The organism is Rhizobium etli CFN 42 (genome assembly GCF_000092045.1).
GTDB classification, from domain to species: Bacteria; Pseudomonadota; Alphaproteobacteria; order Rhizobiales; family Rhizobiaceae; genus Rhizobium; species Rhizobium etli.
The window spans coordinates 378,330-391,769 of record NC_007761.1; the positions used below are offsets into that span (position 1 = coordinate 378,330).

At 62.2% G+C, this 13,440-nt stretch carries 15 protein-coding genes; 2 read left to right on the forward strand and 13 right to left on the reverse strand.

What is annotated here, in order from left to right; translation table 11 throughout:
* Window positions 1–22: 22 nt before the first annotated feature.
* Complete coding sequence (locus RHE_RS01850) at window positions 23–967, reverse strand: nucleoside hydrolase (protein WP_011423750.1); 945 nt, start codon at window positions 965–967, stop codon at window positions 23–25.
* A 281-nt stretch (window positions 968–1,248) separates the two neighbouring features.
* On the opposite strand from RHE_RS01850, the gene RHE_RS01855 reads away from it, so the two are divergent.
* Window positions 1,249–1,674, forward strand: a complete 426-nt coding sequence (locus RHE_RS01855; protein ID WP_010032703.1) for an Hsp20 family protein — start codon at window positions 1,249–1,251, stop codon at window positions 1,672–1,674.
* A gap of 46 nt (window positions 1,675–1,720) precedes the next feature.
* On the forward strand, window positions 1,721–1,978 hold the full coding sequence (locus RHE_RS01860; protein ID WP_008524631.1) for a BQ00720 family protein: 258 nt from the start codon (window positions 1,721–1,723) through the stop codon (window positions 1,976–1,978).
* A gap of 284 nt (window positions 1,979–2,262) precedes the next feature.
* On the opposite strand, the gene trmB is transcribed toward RHE_RS01860, so the two are convergent.
* The 12 genes from trmB to tsaB all read right to left on the reverse strand — a co-directional run bounded on the left by trmB (window position 2,263) and on the right by tsaB (window position 13,358).
* On the reverse strand, window positions 2,263–2,964 hold the full coding sequence (gene trmB / locus RHE_RS01865) for a tRNA (guanine(46)-N(7))-methyltransferase TrmB (protein WP_020920220.1): 702 nt from the start codon (window positions 2,962–2,964) through the stop codon (window positions 2,263–2,265).
* Window positions 2,961–4,214, reverse strand: a complete 1,254-nt coding sequence (gene metK / locus RHE_RS01870; protein WP_011423752.1) for a methionine adenosyltransferase — start codon at window positions 4,212–4,214, stop codon at window positions 2,961–2,963. The genes trmB and metK overlap by 4 nt, the downstream gene beginning before the upstream one ends.
* A 180-nt stretch (window positions 4,215–4,394) precedes the next feature.
* Entirely contained in the window at window positions 4,395–4,814 is a 420-nt protein-coding gene (locus RHE_RS01875; protein WP_011423753.1) for a helix-turn-helix domain-containing protein, read from the reverse strand.
* A gap of 160 nt (window positions 4,815–4,974) precedes the next feature.
* Entirely contained in the window at window positions 4,975–6,567 is a 1,593-nt protein-coding gene (gene lnt / locus RHE_RS01880; RefSeq protein ID WP_011423754.1) for an apolipoprotein N-acyltransferase, read from the reverse strand.
* Window positions 6,568–6,678: 111 nt separating this feature from the next.
* Complete coding sequence (locus tag RHE_RS01885; protein ID WP_011423755.1) at window positions 6,679–7,824, reverse strand: hemolysin family protein; 1,146 nt, start codon at window positions 7,822–7,824, stop codon at window positions 6,679–6,681.
* A complete protein-coding gene (gene ybeY / locus RHE_RS01890) occupies window positions 7,821–8,336 on the reverse strand; it encodes an rRNA maturation RNase YbeY (protein ID WP_011423756.1) in 516 nt (171 codons plus the stop codon). The genes RHE_RS01885 and ybeY overlap by 4 nt, the downstream gene beginning before the upstream one ends.
* Window positions 8,336–9,388, reverse strand: coding sequence for a PhoH family protein (locus RHE_RS01895; RefSeq protein WP_011423757.1), 1,053 nt, complete (start codon window positions 9,386–9,388; stop codon window positions 8,336–8,338). Before RHE_RS01895 ends, ybeY begins: the two co-directional genes overlap by 1 nt.
* A gap of 18 nt (window positions 9,389–9,406) precedes the next feature.
* On the reverse strand, window positions 9,407–10,816 hold the full coding sequence (gene miaB, locus RHE_RS01900) for a tRNA (N6-isopentenyl adenosine(37)-C2)-methylthiotransferase MiaB (RefSeq protein ID WP_011423758.1): 1,410 nt from the start codon (window positions 10,814–10,816) through the stop codon (window positions 9,407–9,409).
* Window positions 10,817–10,865: 49 nt separating this feature from the next.
* The gene (locus RHE_RS01905) at window positions 10,866–11,663 is read right to left on the reverse strand and encodes a lysophospholipid acyltransferase family protein (RefSeq protein WP_042117786.1); all 798 of its coding nucleotides are present in this window, start codon (window positions 11,661–11,663) and stop codon (window positions 10,866–10,868) included.
* Between the two features lie 27 nt (window positions 11,664–11,690).
* A complete protein-coding gene (locus RHE_RS01910) occupies window positions 11,691–12,119 on the reverse strand; it encodes a Fur family transcriptional regulator (RefSeq protein WP_011423760.1) in 429 nt (142 codons plus the stop codon).
* 79 nt (window positions 12,120–12,198) lie between these two features.
* Window positions 12,199–12,693, reverse strand: coding sequence for a GNAT family N-acetyltransferase (locus tag RHE_RS01915; RefSeq protein ID WP_011423761.1), 495 nt, complete (start codon window positions 12,691–12,693; stop codon window positions 12,199–12,201).
* 2 nt (window positions 12,694–12,695) lie between these two features.
* On the reverse strand, window positions 12,696–13,358 hold the full coding sequence (gene tsaB, locus RHE_RS01920) for a tRNA (adenosine(37)-N6)-threonylcarbamoyltransferase complex dimerization subunit type 1 TsaB (protein ID WP_011423762.1): 663 nt from the start codon (window positions 13,356–13,358) through the stop codon (window positions 12,696–12,698).
* Window positions 13,359–13,440 lie beyond the last annotated feature (82 nt).

Sequence of the window (13,440 nt, forward strand, 5' to 3'; positions counted from 1 at the left end):
TATCGGAGAAGGAAAGAAAAACTCAGATGCGGGCGAAGCGTTCGATCAAAAGATCGAAGAAGCCGTCCGCATCGACGTGGCGCATCACTTTCGCATTGCGCTTGCGATCGGTCACATGCCACCAGTCGACCACGGTCATGCCGACGGTGAGTTCCGACCGGACCTCGATCTCGACATTGCAGTCCCGGCCCTGGAAAAGTGCCGGCTTCAAGAGATAAGCGATCACGGTCGGGTCGTGCAGCGGCCCGCCGTCGGAGCCGTATTTCTCGATATCGAAGCGTTCAAAGAATTCCAGCATCTCGACTATCGCCTTTGCCGGCGCCGTGCGGATCTCGGCCATGCGTTTCACCCGGTCCTTGCGGGTCAGCAACTGGTGCGTCACGTCAAGCGGCATCATCACGATCGGCACACCCGAGCGGAAGACGATGTCGGCCGCTTCCGGATCGACATAAATGTTGAACTCGGCGGCCGGCGTAATATTGCCGCCCTCGAAGAAGCCGCCGCCCATCATGACCAGCTCGCGAATGCGGGCAACGATGTCGGGCGCCTTCTGGAAGGCCATGCCGATATTGGTGAGCGGCCCGAGCGTGCAGAGCGTCACGGTGCCCTCCGGCTCGCGGCGCAGCGTCTCGATGATGAAATCGACGGAATGGCCAGGTTGCAGCGCCATGGTCGGCTCGTTGAGAACAGGGCCGTCGAGGCCGGTCTTGCCGTGCACATGTTCTGCTGTCACCAGTTTGCGGGCGATCGGTCCCTCGGCGCCGGCAAAAACCTTCACATCCGTGCGGCCGCAGAGCTCGCAGACTATGCGCGCGTTGCGGCTGGTGAATGACAGCGGCACGTTGCCGGCGACCGTCGTAATGCCGAGCACCTCGAGCTCATCGGGGCTGCCGAAAGCCAGCATGATGGCGGCCGCGTCGTCCTGGCCCGGATCCGTGTCGATGATGATTTTTCTCGCGCTTGCCATTCCACTCGTCCCGTTTTCGCCATGCCGATTGTCCCGGCAGACACCATCTCTTCATTTCCCGTCGCAAATCGGCACATTCCGCGCGGGCATGTTTTGATGCGAGGCAGCCGGTCCTTTGTCAAGCAAGGAGGCAGGCGCCGCCATTCGAAAATTGACCGATGTTTAAATCCGGGAGGATCGCGCGCGCCTTGCAGCGCCGTGATCATGCCCCCATATTAGCGGCATCCGGATGCTGCATCTGAGGTCCGGGATGGTCGCTTGCATCAAGGACTTGAAAAGAGATGAGCCGCATTACCCCTTTCGCCAGCCCGCTGCTTCTGGGCTTCGACGCCATGGAAAAGACGCTGGAGCGCATTTCCAAGGCAAGCGACGGATATCCGCCCTATAATATCGAGCGCATCGCCGCCGACAGCGGCGCGCCGGAACGTCTGCGCATCACCCTTGCCGTGGCCGGCTTCAGCGAGGAGGAGCTCGATGTCTCCACCGAGGAGAATCAGCTCGTCATCCGCGGCCGCCAGGTGGAGCAGGGCGAGCGGGATTATCTTTATCGCGGCATCGCCGCCCGCCAGTTCCAGCGCACCTTCGTGCTGGCCGACGGCATGCAGGTGCTCGGCGCCGGCCTGAAGAACGGCCTGCTCTCCGTCGATCTAATTCGTCCGGAACCCGCCCGCATGGTCAAGAAAATTAACATTTCGGTTTCACAGTAGCACAACGGTTTCCAAACCGTTGGTCCCTTCTTCCGGAGGAACAGGAATGTTGATGAAAGAAGCCACGTCTCACTTGACCAAATCCGAACTTGCCCACATCGGCAACGGCGAGGTCGCCTATATCAGAAAAATGCGCACCGAAGAGGTCGCCAAGTGTTTCCCCGAGGCGCCGGATATCGATCCGAACGTCGATCTCTGGGCACTCTTCGGCGCCGACGGCACGCCGATCCTCTTGACGGATAACCGCTCCAGCACCTTCTTCAAGGCTGCCGAAGACGAACTGAAGACGGTCAGCCTGCACTGATTGTCAGATAGTGCCTAATTGTCGGGACGCTGCTTCATCGTCGTTGGTGCTGTGCCTGTGGCCCCCTCATCCGACCCTGCGGGCCACCTTCTCCCCGCTGGGGAGAAGAGAAAGCAAGGCGCGCCGGCACTGCTCAAACGAACTGCCTGCTTAAAGGCACTCGATCCAATGGGACCCATGGCGAAGCGGCATTCCCTCTTCTCCCCAGCGGGGAGAAGGTGGCCCGAAGGGTCGGATGAGGGGGCCGCGCGGGACGCCCGTCACCATTTAGCCGTCGCCGACTCTCAAATCTTCCGGAACGTCAGATAGGCCGAAGACCGGCCCTCGCGCCGCGCCTTCGCCTCGTAGCGCGTGCTCGGCCAGCCCTCGTAGGGCGTCAGCCAGTCGGCCGCATTGTCGGCGATCCAGTCGAAGCCGCTATGGTCGCGGCATTTGAGCAGCGTCCAGTTCACATAGGTGTCGATATCGGAGGCGAAGCAGAACAGGCCGCCGGGTTTCAGCACACGATGAAAGCGGTCGAGATTGGTTTTCGAGACGAAACGGCGTTTCCAGTGTTTCCGCTTCGGCCAGGGGTCGGGATAGAGCAGATCGATCTGGTCGAGCGATGCATCCGGCAGCCAGTCGAGCAGCTGCGTCGCGTCGTCGTTGTAGACGCGGATATTGCGCGCCCCGGTCTGGCCGGCGCGCGCGAGCAGCTTCTGCATGGAATTGACGAAGGGCTCGACGCCGATGAAGCCGGTCGAAGGTCTTTCGAGCGCCCGATGGATCAGGTGTTCGCCGCCGCCGAAACCGATTTCCAGCCGCAATGTCGTGACCGGAACCGGGAAGAGGGATGTCAGCGGCTCCGGGGGAGCCGCTGAGAGATCGATGAGGAATGCCGGGAGCAGACTGTTCAGCGTTTCCGCCTGCTGTTCGCGCAGGGCCTTTCCCTTTCGGCGACCGAAAAAGGCTTCGGTCGCCCGTCCCCGGCGCTCCATATCCGTCATGCAGCAACCTTGGTCTTGACGGCGTCCTTCAGCGCCTTGACGAGGTCGGTGCGCTCCCAGGAGAACGAGCCGTCGCGGCCGGCCTTGCGGCCAAAATGGCCGTAGGCGGAAGTCTTGGCGTAGATCGGCTTGTTGAGATCGAGGTGACGGCGGATGCCCGACGGCGACAGATCCATGTTCCCACGGATCGCCGCTTCGACCTGGTCCTCGGAGACGCCCTTGCCGGTGCCGTGCAGGTCGACATAGATCGACAGCGGCTGGGCGACGCCGATCGCGTAGGAGAGCTGGATTGTGCAGCGGTCTGCGAGGCCGGCGGCCACGACGTTCTTGGCGAGGTAGCGGGCGGCATAGGCGGCCGAACGGTCGACCTTGGTCGTGTCCTTGCCGGAGAACGCGCCGCCGCCATGCGGGGCGGCACCGCCATAGGTGTCGACGATGATCTTGCGGCCGGTCAGGCCCGCATCACCGTCCGGGCCGCCGATGACGAACTTGCCGGTCGGGTTGATGTACCACTTGCAATCGTCGGCGATCTTCAGCTCGCCAAGTGCTTCGCGGATATAGGGCTCGACGACGGCGCGGACCTTATTGGAATCCCAGCTGTCGTCGAGATGCTGGGTGGAAAGCACGATCGAGGTCGCTTCCGACGGCTTGCCGTCGACGTAACGCACCGTCACCTGGCTCTTGGCATCCGGGCCTAGCTTGGCGACTTCGCCGTCGCCCTTCTTTCGGGCGGCCGCCAGCAGCTGCAGGATCTTATGGGAATAGTAGATCGGTGCCGGCATCAGGTCCGGCGTCTCGCGGCAGGCGTAACCGAACATGATGCCCTGGTCGCCGGCGCCCTCGTCGCCCTGCTGGTCGGCGGCGCTGTCGACGCCTTGGGCAATATCGGCCGACTGCGAGTGCAGGAGCACGTCGATCTTTGCCTTCTTCCAGTGGAAGCCGTCCTGTTCGTAACCGATATCCTTGATTGCGCGGCGGGCGGCGGCCTTGAACTTCGAGGGATTGATGACGTCCTTGCCGTCCTTGTCCTTCTTCATCAGGCTCGGCGGCAGGCGGACCTCACCGGCAATGACGACGCGGTTGGTCGTTGCCAGCGTTTCGCAGGCAATGCGCACGCCCCACGGATTGACGCCTGTTTTGGCCGCTTCGCGGTAGACCAGATCGACAATCTCGTCGGAGATGCGGTCACACACTTTGTCCGGATGACCTTCGGCAACAGATTCGCTAGTAAAGAGATAATTCGCGCGCATTCCGGGATTCCCCTCAAAGAATAAAAGCCAGCTAGTAGGTACTCAGTTCGGGCGCCGATGACAAGCGCACAAGGACATAAATATATCTTTATATCTATGGCGAAATGACAAATTTTGCCCTAAAAACGCAAAAAAGGCGGCCTTTCGACCGCCTTTCCTATTTTACAATGAGGAGCTGGATCAGTCGGCGTCGGCTTCGGCAGCGAGCGCCTTGACCAGTTCCACGACCTTGCGGCGGACCTTGGGATCGGAAATCTTCACAAAGGCGCGGTTGAGCTGCAGGCCTTCGGAGGAGGAGAGGAAGTCGACGACATAATTCGAGCTGGAGGCTTCGGCCATGCCGCCGGCGGCGCCGGCATGTTCGCCGGGCGCGTCCTCGAAGAAGAAGGAGACCGGAACATTGAGGATGCTGGAGATGTTCTGGAGACGGCTTGCGCCGACACGGTTGGTGCCCTTCTCATATTTCTGGATCTGCTGAAAGGTGATGCCGAGGCTTTCGCCAAGCTTTTCCTGGCTCATGCCCAGCATCGTTCGGCGGAGGCGAATGCGGCTGCCAACATGGATGTCGATCGGATTCGGCTTCTTTTTGTTTTCTATCATGGTCGTGCCCTAGCTACGAATTTCTGTTTCCAACCGGCATGCCCCTGATCCATCCCAAAACGCCACGTTGCAAGCAGCGGTGAAACCACCTTCAAGCAAACGTAAACAACGCCGATTGTCATCACTATGCAATTTTAGGGGTTTTTGGTCAATTCAACCCTCAAATAAAACCTTTGCGAGAAATTACCGCAATCGACATCAGCAATGCTTCGGTCAACCAGAAGTATGTTTCACGGGGGTATGTGGTGCCGAACCCATTGCCGAACCCATCAACAGTTGCATCAATGAAGCCGAGCTCACCAAGATCGAGGCCTGCGATGATTTCCCCGTGCGCGTTCACGAGTGCCGAAATGCCGTTGTTGGCGTCGCGAATCAGCGGCAGGCCTGTCTCGATTGCTCGAACACGCGCCTGCTGGAAATGCTGGTAGGGCCCGGGCGTGATGCCGAACCAGGCATCGTTGGTGAGGTTGAGGAGCGCGTTGGCATCCACGATGTCGCCGGTCATTTCGCCCGGAAAGATGATCTCGTAGCAGATCAGCGGGTAGAGATTGAGGCCGCCGGGCAACGCCAGCAGGTGCCGACTTGCGGCGGCCGAAAAGCCGCCGGGGATCTCGACGACGTTCTGGATGCCGAGTTCGGTGAGGATGTCCTCGAAGGGCAGATATTCGCCGAAAGGCACGAGATGCACCTTGTCTGAGGCGGCGATGATCTGGCCGCGGCCGTCGATCACATAGATGGAATTATAGTAGCGCACCGGGGTGCCCGGTCCCATCTCCTCGGCGCGCACCGCCCCGGCGATCAGGATCTGGTCGTCGTCGAGCGTATCGGCGATGCGCGTCAGCGCATCCTGGTTGTCGGTGAGGATGAAGGGGATCGAGGTTTCCGGCCAGACGATAATGTGGGGTTTGCGGCCGCCATTCCTGGGCGTTTCGGCGGAAAGCTTCAGATGGGTTTCGAAGATCGCATTGCGGTCGGCGTCGTTGTCCATCTTCGCCGCCTGGTCGATGGCCGGCTGCACCAGCCGCACCACCGGCCGCTTGTATTCGGGCAAGGACTGCGGCCGCGGCGCCAGATGGAGGGCATAGGCGCCGTAACCGAGATGGGCGGCAAACAGCAGGGCGGCGAGCGCAATTCCAGACTTCGCGCCCTGGCGCGTTCCGATCAGCGCCGGAGCGGAGAAGACGAAGACGGCAAGCGTCGTCACCCCCATCACGCCAATCACATGCGCCGACTGCATCATCAGCGGAACGGGCATCAGGCCGTAGCCGATGGCATTCCAGGGAAAGCCGGTAAGAATGATGCTCCGAAGCCATTCCATCAGGCCGAAGCCGGCCGCCAGCGCGGCGATCCGACCCATGCCGTCGGACCAGACGATCCGGGCAAGTGCGGTCGCCAGCCCGTAGAAGACCGCAAGGCAGGCCGGCAGTCCCAGGACTGCCAGGGGCAGTGCCCAGGCAAATTCCTCCGAATCGACCAGCAAGGCATGACCGATCCACCAGAGGCCGGCGACGAAATAGCCGAAGCCGAACAGCCAGCCGACGGCAAAGGCCGGCGATAGCCTGCCGATCAGGCCGCTTTCAGGAGAGGCCGCCGCCCCGTCGATCAGCCAGACGAGCAGCGTGAAGGAGAGGAACATCGCCGCGAAAAAGCCGAAAGGCGGCAGCGCCAGTGCGGCGAATCCTCCAGCGGCGACGGCCAGCAACGACCGTTTTAACCCCCAGACGAGGATAACCCTGTCCGCAAGCCGCTCCATGCGCACTCCCATCAAACCGCGAATCAACCCATTCGCAGTCTTTCAAAAAAGCGGCTCTTTGTCCTGTTTCCGCGTCGACCCGAAAGGCGATTCCGATTTTCGTACTGATGCCTAGTTCGTGGTCGATTCGGCCGGCCGGTCGTCGCCGGTCTCGGGTCCGGGCGCGATGTCGCCAGCCTCCTTGGCGCGGCGCCGGATCGCGTGGCGCTTGCGGGTGATGCGCAGCCGCTTGATGCGGCGCGGATCGGCGTCGAGGATATGGAATTCGAAGTTCGGCAGGGCCTGGACGACTTCGCCGCGGACGGGGATGCGGCCGAGCGCGGAGAAGATCAGCCCGCCCAGCGTGTCGACCTCGTCGACCTGTTCGCTGATGTCGAAATCCGGTCCGATCGCTTCGGCGATCTCTTCCAGTTCGACACGGGCGTCGGCGACGAAGACGTCTTCGGCGACGCGCTTGAACATCACTTCTTCGTCGTCATGTTCGTCGTCGATGTCGCCGACCACCATTTCGACGATGTCCTCATGCGAGGCGAGACCATCGGTGCCGCCATATTCGTCGATGACGAGCGCCATCTGCGTACGGTTCACCTGCATCCGGCGCAGCAGGTCGGAGGCCAGCATCGACGGCGGCACGAACAGGATCTTGCGGATGATGCCGGCCTCGGCCAGCGTCTTCTGCAGGTCGACCCGGGCAAGATCGAAATTGGGCTTGGTTGAGCGCGGCGGCTTCTGGATGTTCTCCGGCGCGACTTCGATCGCCGGCGTTGCAGCGGCCGGCTTTGCCGGGCCGCGGCGCTTGTTGCGCGCCTGCTTGGCGACATAGGAGAGCAGGTCGCGGATATGCACCATGCCGCGCGGGTCGTCGAGCGTATCGGCATAAACAGGCATGCGCGAGCGGCCGGATTCCTCGAACAGGATCATCAGCTCGCCGATGGTGATATTTTGGTCCACCGCCTCGATATCGGCGCGCGGCACCATCACGTCGGCGACGCGCACCTCTCGAAAGCGCAGGATATTGTGCAGCATCGCCCGTTCGTCGGGCGAAAAAGCATCGTCGCCGGCCGCATCGGTCATCAGCGCATCGGCAAGATCCTCGCGCAGTCGCGAGCCCTGCTGCGGGCGGAGAATGCGAGCGGCGCGCGACCAGAAGGATTGGGATCGGCCGGATGGCCGACTACTACTGCCAACCTCATCCGAAGAAGAGGATGATTCGGAGTCCTTGGCGTCTGCCGCCGGCTTCGTCGTAAAGTCGCTCATGGTTCCATTTTAAGGTCTTGACCCTCGTAGGGATCAGATAGGCCGAGCTGCGCCAAAATGCGAGTCTCCAGCCCCTCCATAGTTTCGGCTTCGGCATTATTCATATGGTCGTAGCCGAGAAGATGCAAGAAACCGTGCACCAGAAGATGGGTCAGGTGGTCGTCGAAGCTCTTTTCGAGTTCCTGGGCTTCCCGCTCCACCGTCTCCCGGGCGATGATGATGTCGCCGAGCATCGGCCCGGGCACCTTTCCGCGCTGAACCGGAAAGGCCGGGAAGGAGAGGACATTGGTCGGCTTGTCCTTGCCGCGCCATTCGGCATTGATGTCCTGGATCGAGGCATCGTCGGTAAAGACCAGCGAAACCTCCGGCGGCATCTTCGGGAAGGGCTGCTTCTCATTGTCGCGAAGATAGATCGCGGCCGCCCCGAGCACGCGCTCGCAAAAAACCAGCAGCGTTTCCTCGCCGGGCCAGCCGATGTCCTCGATGCTGATCTGGATATCGAGCTCGGCCATCAGTCCTGCCGGCCGACGTCTTCGGCTTCGACATGATAGGTGGCGTCATAGGCTCTGACGATGCGGCCGACCAGCGGATGGCGCACGACGTCGGTGTCCTTGAAGCGCACGATCGAGATGCCCTCGACGCCGTTCAGCAGCTCCAGGGCCTCGACGAGGCCGGATTTGACGCCCCGCGGCAGGTCGATCTGGCTCGGGTCGCCGGTGACGATCATGCGGGCATTTTCGCCGAGACGCGTCAGGAACATCTTCATCTGCATCGACGTCGTATTCTGCGCTTCGTCGAGGATGATGGCGGCGTTCGCGAGCGTGCGGCCGCGCATGAAGGCGAGTGGGGCAATTTCGATGACGCCGGCGGCGATCGCCCGATCGACCTTGTCGGCTGGGATCATGTCGTAGAGCGCGTCATAGAGCGGCCGAAGATAGGGGTCGACCTTTTCCTTCATGTCGCCGGGCAGGAAGCCGAGGCGTTCGCCGGCCTCGACGGCTGGGCGCGACAGGATGATCTTTTCGACCGCGCCGCGCTCCAGCATCTGGGCGGCATGGGCGACGGCGAGATAAGTCTTGCCGGTGCCGGCCGGGCCGACGCCGAAGACGAGCTCGGCGCGCTCCAGCGCGCGGATATAGGCGTCCTGAGTCGGCGTGCGGGCGATGATCGTCTTCTTGCGCGTCGAAATCTGCGCCATCGTCAGCTTGGCCTTGCGCTCCATGGTGGGAAGACTGAGCTGATCGTCGGCGGCGACCGCCATGCGGATTGCGCCCTCGACGTCGGATCGTTCCACGCTGCCACCTTTCTGGAGCTTTTCATAGAGATAATCGAGCGTGCGCCGCGCCTGATTGGTGGTCACGACATCGCCCGAAATGACGACGGAATTGCCGCGCGCCCGCGCATCGATGTTCAGCCGCTCCTCGAGCAGCTTGAGGTTCTGGTCGAACTGGCCGAAGAGTTCGCTGGCGAACCGATTGTTCTCGAACGTCAGGACGAAGTGATTGGTGTCGCTCGGCGTGCGGGGGTGGCGCGGTGAAGAAGAAACCAATTCTTGTCCGTTCAAGCGGTCGGGCTCCTTGGGTTAGACCGCAGCCTCTGCGCGTTCGGCAAACAGGCTGTTCGTTCCGGTTCCGGTGATTCGCACTTTGATAATGTCACCGATTTGCGATGCTTTTGCATCAACATTCACGGATTGAAGCCAGGGAGAACGTCCGATCAGCTGGCCCGGCATGCGGCCGGGCTTTTCGAGCAGCAGATCAATCTCCTTGCCGATGCAGGACTCGGCAAATTCCTGCTGCTGCTTCAAAAGAAGCGCTTGCAGGCGTTCCAGCCGTTCTGCCTTGATCTCTTCCGGCACCTGGTCCTTCAGTTCCGCGCCGGGTGTGCCCGGCCGAGTCGAGTATTTGAACGAGAAGGCCTGCGCATAGCGCACCTCCTCCACAAGTCTGAGTGTATCCTCAAAATCCTTGTCTGTCTCCCCCGGAAAACCGGTGATGAAATCGCCCGATAGCGCGATGTCCGGGCGCACGGCGCGGATGCGCTCGATCAGACTGAGATATTCGGCCGCCGTATGACGCCGGTTCATCGCCTTCAGGATCCGGTCGGAGCCCGATTGCACCGGCAGGTGCAGATAGGGCATCAGCGCCCGGAGGTCGCGATGCGCCGCGATCAGCCGGTCGTCCATGTCGCGCGGATGGCTTGTGGTATAACGCAGCCGCGCCAGGCCGGGGATCTCGGCAAGCCGGTAGAGCAGGTCGCCGAGGCTCCATGCCTCGCCACGCGGGCCGGCGCCGTGCCAGGCGTTGACGTTCTGGCCGAGCAGCGTGATTTCGCGCACGCCGCCCTCGACGAGCTTTTCGGCCTCCTCGACGATCTGCGAGACTGGTCGCGATACTTCCGAGCCGCGCGTATAGGGCACGACACAGAAGGTGCAGAACTTGTCGCAGCCCTCCTGCACCGTCAGGAAGGCAGTGACGCCGCGGGCACGGATCTTCCGGCTCTCGGCGACCGGCAGATGCTCGAACTTGTCCTCGATCGCATATTCCGTATCGACGACCCGCTGGCCTTCCTTGGCCCGCCGCAGCGCCTCGGGCAGGCGATGATAGGTCTGCGGCCCGATGACGACGTCGACGGCCGGCGCCCGGCGCAGGATCTCTTCGCCTTCGGCCTGGGCGACGCAGCCGGCAACGCCGATCATCATCTCCCGGCCGTCCGCGGCCTTTTTCTTCTTCATCTCGCGCAGCCGCCCGAGCGCCGAATAGACCTTCTCGGCCGCCTTCTCTCTGATATGGCAGGTGTTGAGGAGGACGAGATCCGCCTCTTCCATATCTTCCGTCGGCTCATAGCCGTCGCGGGCAAGCGCATCGCTCATGCGTGTGGAATCATAGACGTTCATCTGGCAGCCATAGGTCTTGATGAAGACCTTGCGGCTGTTGGAGCCATCGCGGAGTGTCTGCTCCGGGGCCTTAAGGAGGGCGCTGTCCTGTGTCATGGCGCGCTATTTAGTGGTTTTTGCCGCCCGAGAAAATCGAAATCTTGTTTCAGCCGATGTCTCGCCCGCGCAGGCGGCTGTTCAGGAGGTTGCGGATGCGCGAGGCGATGGTCGCGCTGACCTCCTTGCGGTTGGTGTCGGCGCGGTATTCCACCGCTTCGCCGAAGGAAACCTCCGCGTCGATCGCGCCGCATCGCACGATGTCGATCAGGTGCGGCAGCAGTTCGATATCACCCGGCCAGGCGGCGAGCGGCCGATGATAGCGTCCCATGGCAATGCCGTGCACCCTTGTATAGGCGATAGCCACGGGCTGCACCACGACGGTTCCCGTCGGCGAAGCGGGCACGGCCATCGCCGCGGCGCCGAACAGCGAGGATTTCACCTCCAGCAGCCGGTTGCCGTCCGAGGTCGTGCCCTCGGGGAAGAGCACGACGATCTCGCCGTCGGCCATGCGCCCGGCGATCTCGTTGGCCTGATGACCGGTTTTGCGCCTTTCCTCGCGCACGACGAAGACGCTTTTCTGCAGCTTGGCGAGCGTGCCGAAGATCGGCCAGTCGGCCACCTCGATCTTGGCGATGAAGGCGACGTCGGCGACCGCCGACATCACCATGATATCCATCCAGGACGAATGGTTGGAACAGAGCATCAGCGGCCGGCGGCCTTCCAGCCTGCCGGTCACGCGCACGCGGATGCCGAGGCAATAGCACACGATCCCGTGCCAGACACGTGGCAGCCGGCGGCGCAGCCGCCAGTCGAAACGCAGCGCCAGCACCTGCAGCGGCATGAGCACGATGCTGACGGACAGAATGACGATCGCAGCCAACGCGATGCGCAGCCAGGCGATCAAATGTGATGCTCCCGGGCCGTCATTGCTTCAGTGATCGTCCTTCTTCAGCGGAATGCCGTAGAGCTCGAGGCGGTGGTCGACCAGCTGGAAGCCGTGCTCGCGGGCGATGCGCTCCTGCAGCGCCTCGATCTCCGGCGAACGGAATTCGATGACCGTGCCGGTCTTCAGGTCGATCAGATGGTCGTGATGCTCTTCCGGGACAGTTTCGTAGCGCGAACGCCCATCGCGGAAATCGTGGCGGGCAATGATGCCGGCATCCTCAAACAGTTTGACGGTGCGATAGACGGTCGAGATCGAGATTTTCGCATCGACCTTCACCGAGCGGCGGTAGAGCTCCTCGACGTCGGGATGATCCGCCGAATCTTCCAGGATACGCGCGATCACACGGCGCTGCTCGGTCATACGCATGCCGCGTTCGACGCAAAGCTCCTCAAGGGTCTTGGCTACATCAGGCATGGCCCGCCTTCAATATTCTTTTGGCGACAGGGCTCCGGCGCGTCTGCGCCGGCCATCCTGTCGTCTCTCTGTCAGGGAACTAGCGAAGAACGCGCTTCATGACAAGCGCGGTGGAGACGGCGCCGTTTTCCTGTCTGTAGTAACCCTTACGTTCTCCGACCTTTTCGAAGCCGAGCTTGTGGTAGAGGCCGAGCGCTGCCGTGTTGCCGTCATCGACCTCGAGAAACATGCTCTCGCCGCCGCGTGCCCGCGCTTCCCGCATCGCCGCCTGCATCAGCCGCCAGCCGAGTCCGGCGCGGGCGACCTTCGCCTGCACGGCGATTGTCAGGATCTCGGCCTCGCCGGCGACCTGGCGGGCAAGGATGAAGCCGGGAAGCGGCTTTTTCAGGATCGCATTGGTCTGGCGCGCGACGAAGCCGAAGACAGTCTCCTGCGACAGCAGGCTGTGGAATTCGCCATCGCCCCAGGGCCGGGCGAAACGCTCGCCATGCAGGACGGCGACGTCGCGGCAATCCTCGCGCTCCATGGCGATGATCTCGAATTCCGGCTTCAGCGTCAGGTAGGCTTCCAGCATGGTCACACTCGTCGCGCAATCGCATATCCGGCCTGCGGCTTTGCATCCGGTCCGCGCAGATAAAGGGGCTTTGGCTTTCCGGCATCGGCGGGGGCGGCAGCCGCTAGACGCGCGACAATCGAAATCGGAAAGACATTGGTGTGATCGCCACCGGCGCCGGCCTTCAGGAGCGGCGTTGCCGAACCGGTGATTTCACCATCGAACCCGGCGGCGAAAGCCTGGGCCTCAGCGACGCTTGCCGCCCGCGGCGCATCGAGCGGGGAACCATCGGCTGCGAAGGACTGGAGATAGATTTCGTCCCGCTTGGCGTCCATCGCCGCCAGCACGGCGCGGCCGGGCGTCTTCTCACGCTGGGCGGCGGCCATCACCTCCAGCGTGGTGACGCCGACGACGGGCACGTTGAGGGAAAGCGCAAAACCGCGGGCTGCGGCAACGCCGACGCGGATACCGGTAAAGGAGCCTGGACCGATGGTGACGGCGAGGCGTTCGATCTGAGAAAGTGTCACTCCCGCCTGATCCACCGCGTGATCGACGATACCGATCAGATGTTCAGCGTGCCCCTTGCCGATCATGTCCGATGCCTCCCCCAGCATCGTATTCCTGCCGCTGTCATAAACGGCGGCAGCGCAATCCACACCTGCCGTGTCGAGCGCCAGAACGATCATGCCATCAATTTCCGAATAAACCGTTGTTGCCTAATCATAAACCCGTCCGGCCGAACCTGACATGAACGACCGGGCGAATTCC

Coding starts and splice junctions, on each gene's coding strand:
- RHE_RS01850 (WP_011423750.1), bottom strand. CDS start 967: ATGGCAAGCGCGAGAAAAATCATCATCGACACGGATCCGGGCCAGGAC.
- RHE_RS01855 (WP_010032703.1), top strand. CDS start 1,249: ATGAGCCGCATTACCCCTTTCGCCAGCCCGCTGCTTCTGGGCTTCGAC.
- RHE_RS01860 (WP_008524631.1), top strand. CDS start 1,721: ATGTTGATGAAAGAAGCCACGTCTCACTTGACCAAATCCGAACTTGCC.
- trmB (WP_020920220.1), bottom strand. CDS start 2,964: ATGACGGATATGGAGCGCCGGGGACGGGCGACCGAAGCCTTTTTCGGT.
- metK (WP_011423752.1), bottom strand. CDS start 4,214: ATGCGCGCGAATTATCTCTTTACTAGCGAATCTGTTGCCGAAGGTCAT.
- RHE_RS01875 (WP_011423753.1), bottom strand. CDS start 4,814: ATGATAGAAAACAAAAAGAAGCCGAATCCGATCGACATCCATGTTGGC.
- lnt (WP_011423754.1), bottom strand. CDS start 6,567: ATGGAGCGGCTTGCGGACAGGGTTATCCTCGTCTGGGGGTTAAAACGG.
- RHE_RS01885 (WP_011423755.1), bottom strand. CDS start 7,824: ATGAGCGACTTTACGACGAAGCCGGCGGCAGACGCCAAGGACTCCGAA.
- ybeY (WP_011423756.1), bottom strand. CDS start 8,336: ATGGCCGAGCTCGATATCCAGATCAGCATCGAGGACATCGGCTGGCCC.
- miaB (WP_011423758.1), bottom strand. CDS start 10,816: ATGACACAGGACAGCGCCCTCCTTAAGGCCCCGGAGCAGACACTCCGC.
- RHE_RS01910 (WP_011423760.1), bottom strand. CDS start 12,119: ATGCCTGATGTAGCCAAGACCCTTGAGGAGCTTTGCGTCGAACGCGGC.
- RHE_RS01915 (WP_011423761.1), bottom strand. CDS start 12,693: ATGCTGGAAGCCTACCTGACGCTGAAGCCGGAATTCGAGATCATCGCC.
- tsaB (WP_011423762.1), bottom strand. CDS start 13,358: ATGATCGTTCTGGCGCTCGACACGGCAGGTGTGGATTGCGCTGCCGCC.